Genomic DNA, 21,376 nt, shown 5'->3' with positions numbered 1-21,376 from the left:
AAAAGTAGGGCGGGTTTTACTGCTGGTAGGTCCCGCCTTAGGGAGACTAATTGCGCGAACGGTCTCTGAGGTATCGGCTTTTCATCCGGTAGTAGGTGCTACGGCCCATGCGCAGCAGCTGCCATTGGGGCTTGTCGGGCAACTGGGGGGCTCGCTGGCCGAAGCGATCCATATACGTGCAGTACCGCGCGTAGCAGGATGTTTCAGTGCCGAGTGCAATCAGCAATTCGAAAAAGTTGATCTTTCGTTGCTTCATCACGTGCAGGAGCTCGGCAAAGGCGGGGAAGCGCCGCTGGGCGTCTCGGGCTTCTGCTATGGGAACCAATAGCAATGTGGTGTTTTCGATAGCTTCGTATTCCGCTTCGCGGAGACGCGGGGTAAAGGGGTGCTGCGTGCCGGTAAAATAATCCATCGGTAGCATGAGCTCGCAAAGTATAGGTTTGCCGTCGCTATTCCTACGGTAGCCGGCCGCTAAGCCCGACAGTACAATGCAGAAGAACGGAAAGCGCTCGGCTTCCAGCTTGATGACCTGCTTTTTCGCGTACTGCTTTACATTCGATCGGTCAATGACAAATGATCGGCTGTCAGCGCCTAATGCAGGGCAATGCTTGGTCCAGTAGGTGAATAGCCGTTCCATTGATTAGTTAGTTAATGGGCGGAAATTAAGGCTTTGTGAAAGGCGCGTCAATGGAACGGGTGGAACAGCGGGGCGTACACCAGGGGTTAGGCCCGCTCGAAAGTGATTGTTCCCCACTATTTGGGTGGAACCCGGACGTTAAAAAAAGAAAAAAAGCAGTTGAACACAGCATGTGGTGTGAGCGTATTTGGAAAGGTGTGTGTTTTCCGTAGAAATGCTGCTGTAATGGCATGCCTCTTTATGAAAGAGGTTGCCTGAACCCGGCGATCCGCTGGGCGTATGGCTACCGTTACCTACTCCTAAATCCGATGGAATCACTTGGTTAATTTGCGGGGCACTTGGTATGCAAATTTGGGGTTTGGTGGAACAAAATGGGTTGCCGCCGGAATTTCATTCCGGAATTCGGGGGTGTTATTCCGCTATATCCCATTTGGTTCTTTTGTCTTTGACCGGTGGAATCGGTGTTGCATGTTTGCAGGGTGATCACAGTAGCTAACGCCTCGAAATCAAGCTTGTAAGGGGCAATCTATTGAACTTAAAAATCAAGAAAAATGGAAATTTCAGATTTGTTAGAAATGGTTAATCATACCGATGCATTACAGGTGGTGGCCGATAAGTTGTCAGCCGCATTGCCGATCAGTGAGTTTATGGCACGGAGTAATCCGTTTATACCGGATTACACCAGTTGCGAAACGCCGATAATCAGGATATTCACGTAGCAGGTAGGGGCATGCATCATATGGGCATGCCCCTTTTCAACGACAAGCCATGAAAAAAAGATACCAAGCACATCGCGAATCGATCCGTAAGGAGGTCGATCAGCTGGATATCACAGCCGCAGCGCAACTGCATAACCAATTTACCTTTTTCAGTGCAAATATGGAGCATTTTATGCCTGTATTGCCGCCCAGTGAACACGAAGCGCGCTTCCGCGAAACGATCTTCCATAAGCGGTTGAGCCGCCTCGACCTTTCGTATGCCGCGGCAGGTTATATGCCCCGCATCGCGGGCTGGGATGCCGCATGGGCGGATAGCTTGAAACAACAGCCGGCAATCGTGGCATGCGCCCATATGGGCGCGCACATGCTCATCGGCATGCTGCTGGCCAAAGCGGGGGTACCGCTGGCGGTGTTGGTGGTGGGGCGGCTTCTACCTTCGCTGACTGAAATCTGGAAGGCCGCTGCCCATGCGGACCCGACCTTGAAACTGCCCGAAATTATTGATGCAGGTGCTAGAACGTCTTTGCGCCGGTTGATGAACCTGGCAAAGGCTGGCGTAAGTTTGCTCATCTATTGGGATGGTGAGGAGCATGGCGGCAATACCAATTCGCACGTTTGTGTGCCGCTGTTGGGGCAACATATCGTCCTCCAACGGGGTATGCCGTTTTTGGCCAGAACAACGGGGTTGCCCATCTATCCGCTGACGGCGTTTCGCCAGCGGGATGGGTCTGTAGGGGTGAGCCGTGGCGGCTGCATTCGGGTGGAAGATTACCGCGGCCCGGATTTCTTCCACTATACCATGCAGGCTGTTGTGGATAGCTTTTCGTCATTACTGATCCACTTTCCGGCCCAGTGGAATAATTGGACACACCTGCACCGGATGATCCGCCCTGATAGGCTGTTTGCAGATGCGGGGCGGGAGCTGAGCAGCCGCTACGGGGTGCTCAAGGGAACGGATGCCTATTACCTGCTTAAACGGGATGATTTCCACGCCATGGAAATCAGCGAGGGATTGTTGGCGAAGCTTGGCAATGCAACTAATGTGTGACGGAATATTGATTGTCAGGCTGACTTTTTTAACTTTAACGATTTCAGCAAACTAAACTTCACGCCAATGATGCTTCGCCAACGCCTAAAACTCGTAAACGATTGGATATCGGAATATCACTTTGAGTATTACCAAGCCGTCTATTGGATCTGCTATATCGGACTGACGTTTGCCAACAATAGCTTGATGGCAGAGCCGTTTAGCTGGTGGGGAGTGCTGGTTACGATTGCCTTCGTCATGGCGATCGTGTATTCCATCGTCTATGTGTTTATGCGGGGCTTCGACCCGGCGATAAAGACCGCCGCGGTATTGATCGGGATGTTTATTGCGTATGCGCTGTTGTTTTACCTCGTTGCTTTTGTTTGGCACAAACCGATCGGAGAACGGATCGTCAAGCCGGGGGCAGCGCTGACCTTCGCGGGCTACCTGTTTGCAATCTTCATCCACTGGTATCATTCCATGTTGGATGCCGGATTACTGGCGGCGATATACCGCGTGCGGAAAGTGGAAAGGCAGAAGCGTGAGCTTTTGGAAAAAAGCCACCAAACGGAAGTACAATTTCTAACCGCACAGATTGATCCGCACGAGTATGTTAACCTGCTGAACATCCCGTATCAAATGGCGCTTTCGGCGGGCAATACGGAATTGGCCGGGGTGTTATTGAAGTTGAATGAGCGATTCCTGTATGTGCCGGAAAAAGTGAACGATGTGAGCACTGAGGTGCCGCTGCACAAGGAAATGGACCAATGTAACCGGATTCTATGGCTGAACGGCAAGCGTTACCCGGGTTGCTTCGTGACCATCGATGTGCCTGAAGCCCTCCATCATTGGGTTGTGCCGATATTTTCGGTATCGGCACTCTTACAGAATGCATTTAAGTATGGCGTGTCGTCGGACGAACATACACCGATCAGCCTGCGGGCGTGGGAAGCGGATGATCAGTTAACCATCCGCTTGCGTAATAAAATTAAACCCAATAAAGCTGACGTCACATCATCAGGCATAGGAAACGAGAACATCCGCCAGCGATTGGCCTTACTGTATGGGGGGCTCGCGAGCTTGGATACTTGCGCATCGCCGGATGGCTGGTACGAAGCGACACTAACTTTAACCAAATCATAACACATGGACAAACGGAAAGTACTGATTGTTGACGATGAATTGCCGGCGCTGAATGTGCTGCAACTGATGCTGGCGAAACGGCCTGAACTGGAAATCGTGCTGGCCACGACCGAATACCAGGTGGCGTATGACTACCTGGATGAATACGAAGTGGATTTGCTGGTTGTAGACCTTGATCTGCGGGTCGATACCGGATACAACCTCATGGCAGCAGTAGAGCCACCCACGCAGATCATTGTGTGTACAGCTTCGGAACGCGAGGGTTCGGATGCGATCTACAACGGAGCCATTGATTTCGTGGTGAAATTGGTGCAGGAAGAACGGCTGGATTTTGCGGTAGACCGGGCGCTGCGGCAGCAGGAACTGCTGGAGAACGAACAGTCTAACCGGGTATACCCTTCAACCGTTGCCGTGCAGTTGGAAACGTCGGATGCGTTTGTGAATGTGCGCGTCAGTGAATTGGTATATGCCTGCGCTGAGGGCAAGATGACCTGGCTGTATTTCGGAAACGGAAAGGTGCTGGTGGCCAAGAAGCTGCTACGCAACCTGCAGGACCTGCTGGATCCGACCGAGTTTATCCGCATTCAAAAAAAGTATATCGTAAGAAGAGACGCCATTGGCCAATACCTGCCGGGAATGCGAACGCGCCTTAAAACAAAGCATTGGTGGGTGGAATTACTCCCAGAGGCGATCGCCGGCTTAGCGGAGGAGGAGGAAAAACGCAGGCTGCCGGTAGGCGAGCGGTACCGGCACCGGGTGGAAAAAGCATTGGGAATCCGTTAGTCGTTGTGATGGTTAGCAAACACCTCAACCGGATTAACCGTGACGTGGACCGGATATGGAAATCGAACGGTGGGGCCGAGTGCTGGGATGGTCCCACCCTGGAACGGTTGAACGCCGACCTTCACCGCGTCATCGCGGAGGCTACCGGTCAGTTGGAAGAATGGAACGTGGAGCTGGGTGCCCGCGAGGAACTGCAGCAGCGTATTCTGTCGGCGCTACCCGAGTCAGACCGGATAAAGGAACTGTGGTGGAATGAGCAACGGACGTTTTATACGGATCTGCTGGAGCGGATGGAGACCTACGTTAACTACGACGAAACGGCGGTGGTAACGTTTTCCATCAATGCGTTGGAAGTGCTCTTCCTGATACGCCTGCTGGTCGAAGAGGGGGTGCTCCGCACCGAAACCCTCCGACCGGTTTTTCGTTACCTGAGCCGTTATGGACATACCGAGCGGTATAGCAAACTGTCTTTCGATAGCCTGAAAAAGCGGTACAGCTTGCACCATGAACAATCTCGCAAAAAAGTAAAACAGCTCCTGATGAACCTCGTCAGGCGTATTGACCAGGGGCCTTCCCGCGGCGGATAGCTTATCCCGCGGCTCCGGCCTTTATTCCAATGAATTCCTAGTACCTATGAAAAAAAAGTTAACCCGCATCTGCAGGGCTGTCGAAGACATGCACCAACTCATGGAAACGCTCGTGGCACTGCAAAAGGAAAATCATCAATGCTGCCGGGCGGTTACCCTGCCCGAGGTGGCCATGCCGGTATCGCAACCGGCTGAACCCACCGAACGCCAGCCGGAAATCCTATCCAACCGCAACGAAGCCGCGGCATTTCTGCTGGTGGATCCCCGCACGGTAACGCGCTACCGGATCAATGGCAAACTTCGCTTCGTGCTCAACGAAGACAACCGGATCCGCTACCGCGAAGAAGACCTCAGCGACTGCTATTTCTGGAAATGGGGTAAACGACCCTAAGGCTGTGCACCCGCTGCCGAACCGCTGCCGGACTGCTGTGCGTGGCCCGGCGGCCTGCCTGCTGTGGCCTGGCTGTGTCGCGGCTGTTTAAAGCACCGTTACAGCAAAGCCACAGCAGGGTGATAGCCAGCTGACCCGTCTGTGATGCGGTGCCTTTTGGCGGCGTGTGCCCGGCGTGTGCCCGCGCCAGTAACAGTCGCCGATTGGTGGTTTTTGAGCGTCTAGAGGTGGCCAAACGTGTAGGTATTTTGGCCAAACGTGTCGAAAAATTTGTGGCCAAACGTGTAGTTAAATGGGCCAGACGTGTCATGAATAAATGTGGCCAAACGTGTAGGTATTTTGGCCAAACGTGTCGAAAAATTTGTGGCCAAACGTGTAGTTAAATGGGCCAAACGTGTCATGAATAAATGTGGCCAAACGTGTCTTAAAATGTGCCAAACGTGTCACTAAAATCTAGCGATCGGTGACAACCTCCCCGAGAATAGGTGACAACGGGGTGACAGGGCTATGATGCTGTGATACAAGGGGCTATGTTTGCCTTCGTCAGTCATCGTACCGGTACATCGAAATACTGGCAGGAGTATAAATTGAAATAATAAATTTTAAAATAGTAGAAACAATGGCAAAATTCATAAACGGTGCCAACGGCACCTTTTCCGGAAAAGTGGGGAGCGTCATCGGCGCAAGCTGGCGGGGCATTCATTACCTGCGCGGGCTGGCTAAAAAGAGTAAGGTGCCAGCCACCGAAGCGCAGGTGGCCCAGCGACTGCGCTTTGCGCTGGTCACCAAATTCCTCTCGCCCCTGCAAGGTATCATCGCAGTGGGCTTCCGCAACGTGCGGCGACTCACGGCAGTGCAGTTCAGCATGGCGGTGAAGCGCAACATCGAGCAGGCAGTCACCGGCGCAGCGCCGGATTTTGAGCTGGACTATCCGGCCATCTCGCTCAGCGAGGGCAGCCTGTTCATCCCGCTCACCAATTCGCTGGAGGTGGCGGCCGGTTCGATCACGCTGACGTGGGATCCGGCACCCAACCAGTTTGGCGGGGCTAGCACCGATGTGGCTTACATCGTGGTGCACAACGTGGAGCGGCAGCTGTTTATCACCACGGAGACACCCGCCACGCGGGATGATGCTACGGCGGTGGTGGATGTGCCGGCTCCCTTTGTGGGGCAGACCGGCCACGCGTGGATGTTCTTCGCAAGCCACGACGGCAGGAAGGTTTCAAACACGGTCTACCTGGGGGAAATCACCTTCCAATAGGCGGACCGATGGTATCACCGGTAGGGGGGCTATGCCCCCTTGCCTTACTTAACCAACCAGATTATGGCTATTCTCAAAGGGGGATTCCTGCACGGCAAGGTGGGCAACCTCATCTACTATACGCGAAACGGGGTTTCTTATGTGCGGTCGGTACCCAAGCCGCGCACCACACCGCCAACGCCTGCACAGCTGGCCCAGCAGCTACGGATGAAACGGGCAATGGAGTTTCTCGCGCCATTGGCACCGGTGCTGGAAAATTCGTTCAAACCGGCCAACAGGCACGTGCGCTCGGGCCTCAATTGGGCGACCAAGCAGGTGCTGCTGGATGCGATAGCGGGTGAATACCCCGATTTGTACGTCGATCCCGGGCAGGTAAAGGTAAGCTGGGGCGGGTTGCCGCGATTGCGCAACCCGGAGCTATCGCTGGACGCAAGTGGGTTGTTTACACTCCACTGGATACCCGGCAGCAGTCCCTTCATCGATAACAACGAACCGGTATTCCTGCTGATCTATAACGAGACGCAACGGCGGGTGGTGGTAAGTGAAGGCTTGGCCTGCCGGGGCGACGGACAGCTAACGCTGCAGGTGGCGCCGGAGATACTGCGGGGTAAGGTACATGGCTATGGCTTCCTGGTCGATCGCTCTCGCCGGTCGGCCTCGGAAAGCGTGTTTCTGGGAACACTGGTAAATGGAGAATTATGAATGCGATAAAAATCATCCGCGTGGCTGAGGGGAAGAACAGTACCCTTAGCCACTTATACATCGGCGGCCTTTTCTGTTGCTACCTGCTGGAGGACAGCATCCGCGAGGAGAAAATACAGGGGCTCACCTGCATCCCCGAAGGGGAGTACGGCTTGTCGCTCAACCCTTGGGCGGGCATGAATGCCCGATACGGACCGAAATACCCCAAGCTGCACGAAGGCATGGTGGAGATTACGGAGATACCTAACTACCAGTTGGTCTTCATCCACATCGGCAACTACCATACGCAGACGGCGGGTTGCCCGCTCACGGGGTCGTACTGGCAGCGGCTGGATGGCGATTATCAGGTGCTTCATTCGGCTGCGGCGTACAAGTACATGTATCCGCTGCTGGTGGAGGAGATTAGGCGGGGTAATGCTCGGGTAGTAGTGGAGAATCGGTTTTAGCCTGCTGCTCACCAGCTGGATCTCCGGCGCTATGCTTGGATCTCCTAGGCTGGCTCTGCAACAGGCGTAAAACCGAATGAGTGGGTAGGGTTTTTTCCAACTCCCCAAGCTGTTTAGCAAGCCCATAAGGAACCTAGTGGCGTGAGCGGAGCGAGCGTTACAGTTCCGTTGGGCTTGCTAACAGCGTCTCCACGTTACAGTTTCGTTGGGCTGCTAACAGCACCCTCGCGCATGCAAAGTGCCCTATCACCCGTAAAACAAAAAACAAAAAAGATGAAAGAAAACAAAGAAGCCGTCGGACTTCCCGAAGCGGAGAAGCCGACACGATACGACAGAATCAAGGAAACGCTGGCCATGGCCAGTCAATTGATTATTACCGCACCGCTGAAGCTGCCACCCAAGGTGGTGATCGTAGCGAGGTACGTGGCGCTGGCACTCGGTGTGCTCGAAGCCGTGGAAAGCGCAGCCAAGGATAGGAGGGAAGGTGATGAAGAATAACCAGCAACTCGGCATCGGCACCGGCAGTGGAACGTTGCTGAGCGCAATGGGTTTCATTGGCGAGCACGATGTGCTGAAGACTGTCACACTGGCTGCCATCGGCGCGGTGGTCAGCTTCGTAGTGAGCTGGATGCTGCAACGATGGCGCAAGCGCAAGTAATTTTTCAAAAGCGGGTGTGCAAGCACCCGCTTTACAATAACTTAGGAAGCTGCTTATTTAGCGATGTGATCGATAATGCGCTTTACTTGCCGTTCAAAGTCGGGTAATACATCTTCAACGACGCCCCATACCGCTCGCACATCTACGCCCATATAATCGTGTATCAGTTTATCACGCATCCCAGCTATGTTTTTCCAAGGTATCTCCGGATACCGTTTCCGAATGGTGGGATTTACCTTTTTTACCGCTTCACCAATTACTTCGAAATTTCGGATAACGGCATCTTGGATCAGGAAATCTTTTAAAAAAGCCTGCTCGTCGATCTGCTCGGTGTACGCACGGATTCGTGAGATGCATGTTAAGATATGATGGAGATAAACGGAGGGCGATTTTTCCATTAAGTGATACGAATCAGGTCGCGCTCAATAATAGGCCGCAAATGTTGATGTAGGGAATTGGCTGTCACCAAGTCCACCTTGATACCTAATTTTTTAGACAATTCGTTTTCAAGGCCAATAATATCTAACAAATTGACCCGATGACTGAAATCAATCAGGATATCAAGATCACTTCGCACCCGCTGTTGACCTCGGGCATACGAACCGAACACGCCAACCAGTGAAGGATTGAATCTTGCGGTGGTTTCTTTAATAATCTGCTGTTGCCTCAAATCAATCATTAGCTCAAAAATACAAAATTCAGTCCAATCATTCAAAATAATTTGCCGAAGCCGGTAGTCGCTGCTAGTTGGCAAATACGCCGTATGGCTGTTTTAACAGTTCATACGGCGTATCTCCGGCATTGCCGGGCGCATGCCTGGCGGTAGGTACTTACAGATTTTCGTTGATCAAGCGCTCCAGCTCGTTGGCCTGGAAAACGCCGGACTGCCGCCACCGGATTTCTCCCTTTTTGAAGATGATCATCGTGGGAACACCCCGTATGCCGAATTTCGAAGCAGCCGCCGGGTTTTTGTCTACATCGACCTTAATGATCGTTGCTTTATCCCCCATACGTGTTTTCAATTCTTCCAGAATGGGGGCCTGCATCTTACAGGGGCCGCACCACTCGGCAAAAAAATCGACCAGTACCGGCTTGTCTTGATTGATGGTTTCTTGAAATGTCATCGCGCTATTAATGATAAATTTTATTTCTTTTGAAATCGCATGATCGCAATATCATCCATGATCAGGTTTAACGTATTGTCATGAACATCGTATTTGGTCACCTTTTTGAGGATGTTGAAAAAGGTAGCTTCTCCATCGCCGGGACATGCCATGCGTGTAGCGGCCGGGTCATTGAATTTGATGTTATTGCCATCAATAGCAAACGTAATGTTAAAGTTGTTGCAGCTTCCGTTGCCCGTGGCTTTGGTTTCGGGCAGGTTGAACGTAATGCTTGGCTTTTGGTCCGGAAACAAGCCGTCAAATGCAATCCTCGAACCCGAAATATAATCCAGCTCCCAATTTCCGTTCAATAATGTCGTTTCATTTTCTTCGATTACCTGAAAACGAGCCAACGGTGCCATACGGGCTTTATTCAAGGAAAGTGTATCGCCATTAACCGTATAGTTATCGGCTTGTTCCAATACGTTCTTGAATTCCGTTTCAATTTCCATGTTATCGCAAAACATCATCGTTGACATCCCCAGCGTAAATTTTACCCGGTTCCTTTTGAGCGTAAAACTTCCCCCCAATCCGTTACAGCCTGCTGTTGCAGAATAACGGCCATCTTCATCAGACAACTGGATAAAAGGCATTTTTCCGTTAATCGTCGCCGCAACAGGTTGACCACCGAGCTCAACAAGTTGCCATTTTTTGCCGGTAATGCGGGTTGCTGTAGCCTTTGTTGACGGCTTGGTATCAGTAGGTGCCTTTCTAAGGCTATGGCAGGCACTAAATAGTATCGCTGCTCCGATAAAGATGGTAACCAAATGCTTTTTCATGCCCTTACAATTTAATGGTTAAAGATACATCATTTTAATGCAACAATTAAACACATTTTCGGCAGTTATATGGAGTTGTGTAAAAATTATCACATAATAACTATGAATTATGTGAAAAAAATCACATTTTTGGCACTTATGATGTGAAGGAATCGATAGTATAATGAACATACAACGGAATATCCAGCAAAAGTTGGCGTCATGGAAAAACGATCCAAATCGTAAGCCGCTCGTATTGCAAGGCGCCAGACAAGTAGGCAAAACGTGGCTGTTAAAGCAATTGGGTAAAACGGAATTTGACGACGTAGCTTATTTCAATTTTGAAGAACAGCCCGAACTCAAACAATTTTTCGAAAGCACAAAAGACGTGCAGCGAATTGTGCAAAACCTTTCACTGGTACACGGAAGAACCATCCTCCCGCAAAAAACGTTGTTGATTTTTGATGAAATACAGGAATGTAACGATGCATTAAATACGCTCAAGTACTTTTGCGAAAACGCTCCTGAATATGCCGTTGCAAGCGCTGGTTCGTTATTAGGTGTAGCGATGTCAAGGGGCCAGTCGTTTCCCGTAGGCAAGGTGACTTTCATGCAGGTCAATCCTATTAGCTTCGCCGAATTCCTCTCCATAGACAGTCCACAGCTATTCGATTACCTGAATGGTATAGATCAGTTGACGCCACTGCCCGATATATTCTTTAATCCGCTCGTAGATAAGCTTAAAACCTATTTTATTTCCGGCGGCATGCCCGAGGCGGTAGCTACCTTGGTAGCAACAGGAGATGTACAGGCCACACAACGGGTATTGCAGGATATATTGAATGCCTATGTGCTCGACTTTTCAAAACATGCAGCCAACAAGGATATACCGAAAATCCAATATATCTGGTCTTCCATCCCGTCGCAATTGGCACGTGACAATAAAAAGTTTCTGTATCAAACAGTACGTGAAGGAGCGAGGGCCAGGGACTATGAGGATGCGTTGCTTTGGCTTACGCATGCCGGGCTTATCCACCGCGTATTTCGGAACAACAAACCTGGTCTGCCTTTATCGGCTTATGATGACTTAGCTGCATTTAAAGCCTACTTGTTGGATGTCGGGCTGCTGCGCCGTCTCTCCTTGTTGGACCCCATAGCCGTAAAGGAAGGTAACCGCCTATTTACCGAATTTAAGGGAGCGCTTACTGAAAATTTTGTGTTGCAGCATCTGGTAACCTGTTTTGAAGGCATGCCTCGGTACTGGACGTCGGGGAATCAAGCTGAGGTCGATTTTTTGCTGCAAGTGAAAAATGACATCATTCCCATTGAAGTCAAGGCAGATGAAAATGTGAGAAGCCGAAGTCTCACCATATACAATGAGCAGTATCAACCCCCTGTACGGGTTCGGTATTCCCTGAAAAATCTGAAAATGGATAACGGGATGTTGAACATTCCATTGTTCATGGTTGATTATACGGAAAAATTACTCCGGATGCTGGATTAAGGCCGAATGCCAATGAACCTGTCCGTTACTGAACAACGGGTGTTCGATTTCGAACACCGCTGGATAGACCTGATGTTCTTTCTCTGTTAATTATCAATAACTTATGATTTTGGCGTAATAACTGTCTACAGGTAAATCCGATGGCTGTTGTCTCATGTCTAACGTCTAAAGAATGATCAGGAACTACTTCAAAACCGCTTGGCGGAATCTATTTCGGAGCAGGCTCGTTGCACTGATTAATATCGGCGGGTTGGGCATCGGCTTGGCGGTGGCTTTTATTATCATGGCATGGGTGGTGGATGAAATGAGCTATAATAAGTTCCATAAAAATTTGCCGGATATCCATGCCGTTATGGAAAATATCTGGCAGGGCGGTGAAGTGTTTACAACAGCGTCTGTTTCCGGACCATTGGCGGCATCGCTGCGGGATGAAATCCCGGAAGTAACCTATGCCGCAAGGGTAAGCCATTCCAGCCAGCAGCTGGTTTCCTATCAGGATAAGGCGATATCCGAGGAAGGTATCTATGCGGAACCTGACTATTTCCGCATCATGACATTCCCTGCGATTGCGGGAGATCCGCTTACTACATTAGCGGAATCCAATGCCATGGTCATTACGGAATCGACAGCAATAAAATTGTTCGGCACTGAAAATCCGATAGGAAAGATCATTACACTTAACGGCGAGCAAAGTGTTGCAGTCGGTGCGGTTATAGCGGATGTTCCTCCAAACAGCTCGTATAGCTTCAATGTTGTGCTCCCGTTTAGCCTGTTTGAAAAGGACAATAGTCCGGCTATCTCCAGCTGGAACAGCAATTTCATGCTGACCTGGGTACAACTCAAACCCGGTACAGACAGGGAGCAATTGAATGCCAAGCTCACGGCGCTGATCCGGGATAAAACCGATAGCAAAACAACGGAGTTGTTTGCGTATCCGCTTGCTGACCTCGCGATGCATGGCAAGTTCAAAAATGGGAAGCCCGCTGGGGGACGAATGGAAATGCTGGTGATGATGGGGGCGCTTGGATTGTTTGTATTGGTCATTGCCTGCGCTAACTTCATGAATTTAAGTACAGCCCGCTCCGAGCGCAGGGCGAAAGAAGTGGGTGTGCGAAAAGCGGTCGGTGCACGGCGAAAGGACCTTGTCATCCAGTTTTTGAGTGAAGCATTCCTGACTACTTTCCTGGCGTTGATAGCGGCTGTTGTCGCGTCCAAATTGCTGCTGCCTGCCTGGAATAACCTCACCGGGAAGCATGCGTCGCTGGATTTCAGCAATTGGAAAATACCGGCTGTTTTGCTGGCGACTGCCTTGATAACCGGTCTCATTTCCGGGCTGTATCCGGCATTTTTCCTGAGCCGGTTTCGGCCCGTTAAAGTGTTGAAAGGTTTTGTTACGGCTACCCGCGGCGGGTCATGGTTGCGGAAAGGCCTGGTCACTTTTCAATTTGTCATTTCTTCTTTTCTCATTGTGTTTACGATGGTTATTTACCGGCAGGTCCAATACGGGCAACAGCTTCCGGTAGGCTATGACCTGCAGTATCTGATTGACATACCTGCCAAAGGAGACATGGCGGATAAGTTTGATCTGTTCCGGAGTATTTTGGTACAGCAGCCCGGTATTCAGGCGGTATCCGCTTCGTCAAACAACATGGTCGGGATAAACGGTTCCAGCAATGGATTCCAATGGCCGGGAAAAACCACGGATCAGGATTTTCCCATATTTATGACGCACGTTCACTACGATTGGGCGAAAACAACGGGTGTGAGCATCGTGGATGGCCGCGACTTCAGCCGTGAACATGGAAGTGACACGCTCACCTGTATCCTTAACCAGGCTGCCGTGAAGCGGATGAACCTGAAGGAACCGGTGATCGGTACCCTGGTGGATAACCACAAGGTCATCGGCGTAGCCGCGGATTTCGTTTACAACGATGTGTTCGGGTCGCCCGCACCCCTGATTGTTTTTCTCGGTACGGGAAAAATGAACCATTTTTTTGTCAGGCTGGATAAAAATGCCGACATGCAGCAGGGCCTTTCAACCATCGAGGATGTCTTTAAGCAGGTAGGGCCGGGCTATCCTTTCGAATACAGACTGACCGAAGAAGTGTATGGCAATAAATTTACCGGTATCCGGTCGGGGGGCCAATTCTCAAGCATGGTCGGTGTATTGGCGATCCTGATATCGTGTATGGGATTGTTTGCACTTTCCATGTTTATAGCCGAAAGACGCACCAAAGAAATCGGTATCCGCAAGGTATTGGGTGCTTCTGCATGGCGGATCGGGCTGTCACTTTCAACGGATTTTCTCAAACCTGTCGCATTGGCATTTCTTATTACCGTACCGCTTGCGCTGTTTGTGATGCAAAAGGTGCTTTCATCAATGGAGCATCGCATCTCGCTATCGTGGTGGATGTTCGGATTGGCTGGTCTGATGGTGATCCTGCTGGCATTGGCTATCGTGAGTTTCCAGGCCGTCAAAGCGGCGGTGGCTAATCCGGTGGATTCGCTTCGCGACGAATGATGTTTTAGCTTCATGCAGACCCGATTCGACTTTCTAATCGATAAATTGTAATACCCCGCAATAGCTGGCGTGAAGGAAAGGCGGCTTCCCCGTTTGATGGCACAAAAGGCCTTAGCTAAAAACCAAATGGAGGGCAAATTGTTATATTTGGCGGTATGATAATGGAATCCCTGAAAGCAAAGACGCTTTCAAGTCATCGTGAAACAGAAAAATACATTGCCCAAAAAATCAAACGTATCCGAAGCGTAGCTGATTACATAGCGCTGCTTCAGATTTTCTACACGTATTTTGGTAACCTGGAACGTAAAATTGCGCCATTTCTCGGTACGGATTTAATACCAGACATTAGCCAACGCCGCCACGTAAAACGGCTTGCGGAGGATATCGCAAGTTTGGGGGGCACGCCAACGGCCGGGGATAAAGGCATTGCCCTACCCCATATTCGGGGCTGGCAGGAAGCGATAGGCGCGCTGTACGTAGTGGAAGGCTCCACACTTGGCGGTAAATTCATCATCCAGCTAGTCGCCAAGCAGGCCGAAATAACGGAGGGGTTTTCGTTCTTTTCTGCATATGGCGAGCATACGGCTCAGCGTTGGGAGGAGTTTAAGGAGATCGTTAATGCGAAAGTGACAACGCAGGAAGATATGGACCGAACCGTTGCAGCTGCCGATGAAACATTTACTTATTTTACGGCGTTTATCAGACAACATGGATAAAAAGAAAACCTACGATTCCGATTTTTGCGGTAGTGTGCCCTTAAATCACATCAATGTAATCCAGTCTTATGGTTACTTGCTGGTGCTTGATAAGCAGGCCCTCACCATCGTGCAGATCAGCGAAAATATGGCAGAGCTGCTGGGAAAAGCGGTGAGCGAGGTGATCAACCAGCCCATCTCAACGTACGTACCGGAAGAAGATATCGAAAAGCTTATCGCCCGGTTTGATGTACAGCATACCAGCAAACTCCCGCAAAAACTCACCATTGGGGGGTACAGCATGCGGGCAGTTACGCACGTCAAATCCGCTTATTATTTGATGGAACTCGAAAAAATCCGGAGTGACGACGAGCGGCCGTTCAGTGATGTGTTTGAAGAAACCAAGTACATGATCGCTGCGATTGAGTCGGCAACGACAATCGAAGAGGTAGCACAGCGCGCCGTTAGCGAAGTAAAAAAGCTAACCGGTTTTGACGGCGTGATGATGTATCAGTTTGACACCGACTGGAACGGAACGGTCATCGCCGAAGAAAAGGAGCCCGGCATGGAAAACTACCTCGGCCATACGTTTCCGGCATCAGACATTCCGCAACAAGCCAGAAAATTATACCTCAACAATCCCTATCGGTTGATTCCGGACCGGGATTACAAGCCCGTAAGGCTTTATCCGATAATCAATCCGGCTACAAAAGCCTTCATCGATCTCTCGGATTGCAACCTGCGCGGTGTGGCAGCGGTGCACTTGGAGTATTTAAAGAACATGAATGTACAAGCCTCGATGTCTATCCGGGTGCTGAAAGAACAACAGCTATGGGGGCTAATAGCCTGCCATCACCGTACACCCCATTTCCTCAGCTTTGAACTTTGCTCCGTACTGGAAATGCTGTCTTCGGTGGTATCCAACAAAGTTGCTGCCTTATGCTATGGAAAGACTTACGAAGTAAAAGTAGCGCTCAACGACAAATTTGCGATGATTGCCGAACGGCTTTACCGGCAGAAAGACCTCGTGGAGATACTCTTTGATCCGGCAGCTGTCAACGTGCTCGACTTGTTTGGCGCGCAGGGAGCGGTCATCGTGCTAAACGGCGAACAGCGCACGTTGGGCCATGTGCCCGACCGCGACTTTATCGAAGACCTCATGCTATGGTTACAAAACCGGGCATCAAATCAGGTCTACCATACGAGTAACCTAGCCGGGCAGTTTGACGAAGCGGTTGCGTATGCAGACACCGCCAGCGGCATACTGGCCATTCCGATCAATCCCGAAAATGGGGAGTACCTGGTGTGCTTCCGCCCCGAAATGATAGCGACCATCAAATGGGGGGGTAACCCCAATGAAGCCATTCAGTTTGAGGCCGACGGAAAAACCTATCATCCCCGGCATTCATTTGGTATTTGGCTGCAGACCGTACGGCAAACGGCCACCCCCTGGCAGGAGGAGCAAGTGGAACTGGCAGCGAATATGCGAAACCTGATTAACGAATTCCGTGTAAAAAATTCGCATTTTCCCCTATCTTAAACCAGTGTAACCCTAGCATAGCGTGCAAAACAAGCAGAATAGTGAACCCCTACCAGCTCGGTTTATCATCGCCATAGGTGCCTCGGCCGGCGGTTTAGAAGCGATCCATGAGTTTTTTGACCACATGCCTGCGCAGACCGGTTTTACCTTTGTGGTCATCCAGCACCTATCCCCCGATCACAAGAGCCTCTTGGTTGAATTGGTGGGAAAGCATACCAACATGCAGGTACTGGAGGCCACCCATGACCTGGACTTATTCCGCGATCACGTCTACATCATTCCGAATAAAAAGCTGATGACCATCAAGGGCAACAAGCTCAAACTGGTCGACAAAGTGAAGGACAAGCTGCCAAACACGGCAATCGATACCTTTCTGTTTACCCTGGCGCGCGAAAAGCGCGAAAAAGCCATCGGTATCATTCTTTCGGGCACAGGCACCGATGGCACGAAGGGCGTGGAAGCCATTAAGGAAAACGGGGGGATGGTTATCGTGCAGGACCCCGACACGGCCAAGTTTGACGGTATGCCCAAAAGTGCCGTGACATCTGGCAATGCCGATTTCATCCTGCCACCGGCAGCGATGTGCAGCGAGGTGATCAATTATGTGGCCCAAATCCAACTGCCACGGCTCCAACCCGAAGGGCAACAGGGCGATACACTCAATGCCTTGTTCAACCTGGTATTGAAACGCGGCGGTTTGGACTTCAACTTATACAAAACGCCCACGTTGCTCCGCCGGATTTATCGCCGGATGGCTGCGGAATCGATCACCACGCTGGAGGATTACGTAGCCTACCTGGAAACTCATCCCAGTGAAATCGATTTGCTGGCGAAGGATTTTCTGATCGGCGTGACCAAATTTTTCCGCGATTGGGCGGCTTTTGAAAAGCTGGCGACCGACGCCATTCCGCGGATATTGGAGCAAAAGCAAGATGGTGAACAGCTGAAGGTATGGATATGCGCATGCAGTACCGGAGAGGAGGCGTACTCCATCGCGATCTTGATCGACGATCTATTGGAACGGACGGGGCGAAAGCTCCAAGTAAAGATTTTTGCTTCGGATGTGGACGAAGGGGGCATCGAAATCGCTGGACGGAATACGTACCCGCACTCCATTGCCAAAGAAGTACCTGCAGCGCTGCTTAAAAAGTATTTCTTTAAGGGACGCGATCATTACTCGGTCATCACACGCATACGCAAGCAGATTGTTTTTGCCCGCCACGACGTCATCAAGTCGCCGCCGTTTATAAAAAACGACTTGATTGTATGCCGCAATATGCTGATCTACATGAATAACCTGTTGCAGCAAAAGGTGCTGGCCACGTTCCACTATTCGTTGAATATAGACGGGTTTCTTTTCTTGGGGCCGAGCGAGAATGCCAATCCGATTAAGACGGGGGTAACCGAAATCAGTGCCAAATGGCGGATCTACCAAAAAACGGGCATCATCAACTATGGGGTGTTGCATACCTACACCACGGTAGCCGCGCCGACCAGAACGGCGGGTCGGCCGGTGGTGGCCAATAAGCCGGATCGGACGATCACGGATGACTTGCAGATGCTGCTGATAGCGGAGTTTGGTGCCGTTGCCCTGTTTATTGATCAGGATTTCGTCATCAAAGAAACCCTCGGAAATTTTAGCCGATACCTGCAGCTCCCGGAGAAGAAACCGGAACTGAATGTGCTCCACATGTTGAGCAGTGACGTTTCGATCTTATTGGGCACAGCCATCAGAAAGGCCTGGCGTACGGATAAGACCGTACACCTGCACAAAGTAAAACTACGGAAAGATCACAACGAATTGATGGTGCATTTGGTTGTGCGGCCGCCTGCGATGGGTTCGACACACGGCTACACGCTGGTGATGATCCACGAGTTGATGGAAGAGGAACAGCCAGCCAGGGAAAGCCTAACGCTCCAAAACCAGGCTTTTGATGAAAATCAGCAACTGTATGTGATGGAAATCGAAGCCGAGCTGACAGAAACCAAAGCAAACCTGCAGACGGTGATGGAAGAAATGGAGACCACCAACGAGGAGCTCCAGTCTAGCAATGAAGAGCTGCTTTCTGCCAATGAGGAACTGCAGTCCAGCAACGAAGAGCTGCAATCGCTCAACGAGGAACTCCACACACTGAATGCCGAGCACCAAGTGAAAATACGGGAACTGCAAGAGCTCAATGACGACCTCGATAATTATTTCAGCAGCACCGATATCGGCCAGATTTTCGTAGACGGCAACCTGCGGATACGCAAATTCAATCCCGCCGCCATCACCCTCGTGAATCTCATAGACTCCGACGTGGGTAGACCCATCAACCACATCTCGAGCAATATACAGGATAGCACATTAACTGAAAGCATCCACAGTGTGCTCGCCAACGGGCAGGTGATTGAGAAAGAGGTGCAATTAAAAAGCGGTACGCACATCCTGATGCGCATCATGCCTTACCAAAAAAAGAGCGGCATTCATGACGGTGTCGTGATCTCATTTATCGATATTTCGGTCATTACCGAGCTCAATAGTATAATCGCTGGTGTTTTCAATGCGACCGCATCAGCGATTTTGGCTTTCCGGTCGGTCGCTGGGACGCATTATAAGCCCGATTTTAGGTGTGTGGCGTTCAACAAAGCGGCGTTATCGCTGGTCAACCAACCTGCTGAGGCGCTAGAAAAACATCCAGCTATTGCAGATTTTCCGGATCTCGCTCCCCTCGCTACCGATGAGGTATACGCCAAAGTAATCCGGGATGGCCAGCCACTGCAGACCGAGCTTTTGATCGGTAACAAATGGTATCATGTAAATATGGTTAGCATGCAGGATGGATTTGTGGTCAGCTTTGGCGACGTCAGCGCACGCAAAGCTGCCGAGCAGAAGCTTCGGAAAAATTACAACGAATTGATCGATACCCGAGAACAATTGCGAACGCTAAACCGGGAGCTCGAGGACAAAGTGACAGAGCGTACCCATACGTTGGCGCAAAGTGAAGAGCGGTTTAACCTGGTTGCCAAAGCCACCAACGATACCATCTGGGATTGGGATCTGGTGAGCAATACGATATGGCGGAGCGACAATTTTACGGCGATGTTTGGCTATGACCGGACGGAAGCGAGCAAGGACATCTCGTATTGGTTTGCGCATATCCATCCAGACGACCGGCAGCGGGTAGAGGACAGTGTAAACGACGCCATCAATAACTACGCCGAGCAATGGTCGCAAGAATACCGTTTTCGGAAGGTAGACGGTACTTATGCCTTTATTCTGGACCGCGGCAACATTCTCAAAGACGAGTTTGGCACCCCATACCGTATGGTCGGTTCGATTGTCGATATCACCCAGCTGAATGAAACCGAGAAAAAGTTTACGAAGGTCTTTGAGTCAAACATGATCGGCATGTTCTTTTCAGATTCCGAATGCCGGATCACGGAAGCCAACCAGGCATTTATGGCCATGATCGGGTATTCGCAAAGCGATTTCGTACCTGGTCGGATCAAATGGAATGAGTTAGCTAGTGATGCGTATCGGAGCAGCTGTGACAAAGCCGTTGAGCAGCTCAATAGGGATGGAGTGATCCCGCCGTTCGAAAGTGAATTCAAGAAATCAAATGGCGAATTTATTTCGTTATTGATGGGGTCGGCGCGCTTGGATGACGAAGAAGAGGACAGCCACTATGTTTCTTACATCATCGATATTTCTAAGCAGAAAGCGGCCGAGAAGCGACGCGCCGAATTGCAGCGGCTTATTGAAAAACAAAAGGACGAGTTTCACCGTGTTTTCCTCAATGCACCTGCCATCATATCCATCCGCCGCGGACCCGAACTGGTCTTTGATTTTGTAAACCAAGCGTTCAAGGATTTTCACGGTGGCAGCAGCTACCTGGGTAAACCGACTGCTGAAGTATATCGGGATGGCGAGTTTGATGCGTTTACGAAAATAGCGCGCGAGGTGTTTAAAACAGGTGAGGAACGGTCGTTAAGCGCGCAGCATCTGAGGCATCGCAATCCCCAATCAGGTGAGGAGCGCGATTACTGGTTTGACATCGTATACACGCCTATTTACAGCGATGACGAAATGGTAGGGGTGGCCACATTCAGCTTTGACGTGACGGATTTGGTTAAAGCCCGCCAGACTAGCGAGGAGCTGCTGGTAAAAAAAGACGAATTTATGAGTATCGCCAGTCATGAGCTCAAAACACCCATCACCAGCCTGAAAGGGTCATTGCAGATCGTTTCACAACTGATGCCAAGAGACGATGGATCGAAAAAAATCCTCACCTTTATCGACCGCGCTAATAAGCAGACCGACAAGCTTATAGCGTTGGTGGAGGAGTTGCTTGATGTAACGCGGATCCAAGCCGGCAAGATGCTGCTTAACTACGCAGCCTTCAACCTGCATGAAATGCTGCAAGAAAGTGTGAATGAAGCCCAGTTACAAAGCAGTACGCATCAGATCAACTTTAATTGCAATCGGGAAATACCAGCTTATGGCGACCGCTCGCGGTTGGAGCAGGTGATCCATAACTTTTTGTCTAACGCGATCAAATATTCACCCGGTGCCAATGTGGTCAATGTAACGTGTGCGCTGACCGACCGCGAAGTGACTGTACTGGTTCAGGATTTTGGGATCGGTATAGCAGAAGATAAAAAGAAACTCCTTTTCAGTCGGTTCTACCGGGTGCACGATGCATCCTCGTATTTCACCGGCCTGGGGCTTGGATTATACATTTCGGCGGAGATTATCCGTCGACATGGGGGAGAGGTCGGCGTGGAAAGCCGCGAGGGCGAAGGATCAACGTTTTGGTTTTCACTCCCCGTGGATGATGGTACTAAACACATAAAATAAG

Annotated in this window: 21 protein-coding genes; 16 read left to right on the top strand and 5 right to left on the bottom strand. The window is 50.6% G+C overall.

Features of this window, described 5'->3' with window-relative positions:
- Positions 1 to 46: 46 nt before the first annotated feature.
- Positions 47 to 637 (bottom strand): Crp/Fnr family transcriptional regulator, encoded by a 591-nt coding sequence (locus tag IEV98_RS21325; RefSeq protein ID WP_188508083.1) that lies wholly within the window; start codon positions 635 to 637, stop codon positions 47 to 49.
- A gap of 551 nt (positions 638 to 1,188) precedes the next feature.
- On the opposite strand from IEV98_RS21325, the gene IEV98_RS21320 reads away from it, so the two are divergent.
- The 11 genes from IEV98_RS21320 (at position 1,189) to IEV98_RS21270 (ending at position 8,354) form a co-directional block, all read left to right on the top strand.
- Positions 1,189 to 1,356: a hypothetical protein gene (locus IEV98_RS21320; protein ID WP_188508082.1), complete on the top strand. Its 168-nt coding sequence runs from the start codon at positions 1,189 to 1,191 to the stop codon at positions 1,354 to 1,356.
- 49 nt (positions 1,357 to 1,405) lie between these two features.
- A complete protein-coding gene (locus IEV98_RS21315) occupies positions 1,406 to 2,404 on the top strand; it encodes a lysophospholipid acyltransferase family protein (protein WP_188508081.1) in 999 nt (332 codons plus the stop codon).
- A gap of 66 nt (positions 2,405 to 2,470) precedes the next feature.
- Positions 2,471 to 3,526, top strand: coding sequence for a sensor histidine kinase (locus IEV98_RS21310; protein WP_188508080.1), 1,056 nt, complete (start codon positions 2,471 to 2,473; stop codon positions 3,524 to 3,526).
- A 3-nt stretch (positions 3,527 to 3,529) separates the two neighbouring features.
- Positions 3,530 to 4,309: a LytR/AlgR family response regulator transcription factor gene (locus IEV98_RS21305; RefSeq protein WP_188508079.1), complete on the top strand. Its 780-nt coding sequence runs from the start codon at positions 3,530 to 3,532 to the stop codon at positions 4,307 to 4,309.
- Positions 4,310 to 4,317: 8 nt separating this feature from the next.
- Positions 4,318 to 4,896: a hypothetical protein gene (locus tag IEV98_RS21300; protein WP_188508078.1), complete on the top strand. Its 579-nt coding sequence runs from the start codon at positions 4,318 to 4,320 to the stop codon at positions 4,894 to 4,896.
- Positions 4,897 to 4,942: 46 nt separating this feature from the next.
- Entirely contained in the window at positions 4,943 to 5,287 is a 345-nt protein-coding gene (locus IEV98_RS21295; RefSeq protein WP_188508077.1) for a MerR family transcriptional regulator, read from the top strand.
- A 619-nt stretch (positions 5,288 to 5,906) separates the two neighbouring features.
- Complete coding sequence (locus tag IEV98_RS21290; RefSeq protein ID WP_188508076.1) at positions 5,907 to 6,548, top strand: DUF6266 family protein; 642 nt, start codon at positions 5,907 to 5,909, stop codon at positions 6,546 to 6,548.
- Positions 6,549 to 6,611: 63 nt separating this feature from the next.
- Entirely contained in the window at positions 6,612 to 7,250 is a 639-nt protein-coding gene (locus IEV98_RS21285) for a DUF6266 family protein (protein WP_188508075.1), read from the top strand.
- Positions 7,247 to 7,696 (top strand): DUF5675 family protein, encoded by a 450-nt coding sequence (locus IEV98_RS21280; RefSeq protein WP_188508074.1) that lies wholly within the window; start codon positions 7,247 to 7,249, stop codon positions 7,694 to 7,696. The genes IEV98_RS21285 and IEV98_RS21280 overlap by 4 nt, the downstream gene beginning before the upstream one ends.
- Positions 7,697 to 7,969: 273 nt before the next feature.
- Positions 7,970 to 8,194 (top strand): hypothetical protein, encoded by a 225-nt coding sequence (locus IEV98_RS21275; protein WP_188508073.1) that lies wholly within the window; start codon positions 7,970 to 7,972, stop codon positions 8,192 to 8,194.
- Positions 8,184 to 8,354: a hypothetical protein gene (locus IEV98_RS21270; RefSeq protein ID WP_188508072.1), complete on the top strand. Its 171-nt coding sequence runs from the start codon at positions 8,184 to 8,186 to the stop codon at positions 8,352 to 8,354. Before IEV98_RS21275 ends, IEV98_RS21270 begins: the two co-directional genes overlap by 11 nt.
- A 53-nt stretch (positions 8,355 to 8,407) precedes the next feature.
- On the opposite strand, the gene IEV98_RS21265 is transcribed toward IEV98_RS21270, so the two are convergent.
- The 4 genes from IEV98_RS21265 to IEV98_RS21250 all read right to left on the bottom strand — a co-directional run bounded on the left by IEV98_RS21265 (position 8,408) and on the right by IEV98_RS21250 (position 10,296).
- Positions 8,408 to 8,752 (bottom strand): HepT-like ribonuclease domain-containing protein, encoded by a 345-nt coding sequence (locus IEV98_RS21265; protein ID WP_188508071.1) that lies wholly within the window; start codon positions 8,750 to 8,752, stop codon positions 8,408 to 8,410.
- Positions 8,752 to 9,033 (bottom strand): nucleotidyltransferase family protein, encoded by a 282-nt coding sequence (locus IEV98_RS21260; protein ID WP_188508070.1) that lies wholly within the window; start codon positions 9,031 to 9,033, stop codon positions 8,752 to 8,754. The genes IEV98_RS21265 and IEV98_RS21260 overlap by 1 nt, the downstream gene beginning before the upstream one ends.
- Positions 9,034 to 9,184: 151 nt before the next feature.
- Positions 9,185 to 9,478, bottom strand: a complete 294-nt coding sequence (gene trxA / locus IEV98_RS21255; RefSeq protein WP_188508069.1) for a thioredoxin — start codon at positions 9,476 to 9,478, stop codon at positions 9,185 to 9,187.
- A gap of 20 nt (positions 9,479 to 9,498) precedes the next feature.
- Entirely contained in the window at positions 9,499 to 10,296 is a 798-nt protein-coding gene (locus tag IEV98_RS21250) for an META domain-containing protein (RefSeq protein ID WP_188508068.1), read from the bottom strand.
- 163 nt (positions 10,297 to 10,459) lie between these two features.
- Here IEV98_RS21250 and IEV98_RS21245 point away from each other — a divergent pair, with 163 nt between their 5' ends.
- The 5 genes from IEV98_RS21245 (at position 10,460) to IEV98_RS21225 (ending at position 21,375) form a co-directional block, all read left to right on the top strand.
- Positions 10,460 to 11,779, top strand: coding sequence for an ATP-binding protein (locus IEV98_RS21245; protein ID WP_188508067.1), 1,320 nt, complete (start codon positions 10,460 to 10,462; stop codon positions 11,777 to 11,779).
- Between the two features lie 172 nt (positions 11,780 to 11,951).
- Positions 11,952 to 14,300: an ABC transporter permease gene (locus IEV98_RS21240; protein WP_188508066.1), complete on the top strand. Its 2,349-nt coding sequence runs from the start codon at positions 11,952 to 11,954 to the stop codon at positions 14,298 to 14,300.
- Between the two features lie 155 nt (positions 14,301 to 14,455).
- Positions 14,456 to 15,016, top strand: a complete 561-nt coding sequence (locus IEV98_RS21235) for a biliverdin-producing heme oxygenase (RefSeq protein WP_188508065.1) — start codon at positions 14,456 to 14,458, stop codon at positions 15,014 to 15,016.
- A complete protein-coding gene (locus IEV98_RS21230; protein ID WP_188508064.1) occupies positions 15,009 to 16,535 on the top strand; it encodes a GAF domain-containing protein in 1,527 nt (508 codons plus the stop codon). Before IEV98_RS21235 ends, IEV98_RS21230 begins: the two co-directional genes overlap by 8 nt.
- 22 nt (positions 16,536 to 16,557) lie before the next feature.
- Positions 16,558 to 21,375 carry a chemotaxis protein CheB gene (locus IEV98_RS21225; RefSeq protein WP_229738892.1) on the top strand — a complete coding sequence of 1,606 codons (4,818 nt, stop codon included), beginning with the start codon at positions 16,558 to 16,560 and terminating at the stop codon, positions 21,373 to 21,375.
- Position 21,376: the final 1 nt, after the last annotated feature.

Origin of the sequence: Parapedobacter pyrenivorans (assembly GCF_014636865.1) — a bacterium.
GTDB lineage: Bacteria > Bacteroidota > Bacteroidia > Sphingobacteriales > Sphingobacteriaceae > Parapedobacter > Parapedobacter pyrenivorans.
This window is presented reverse-complemented; position numbering and strand designations above follow the sequence as displayed.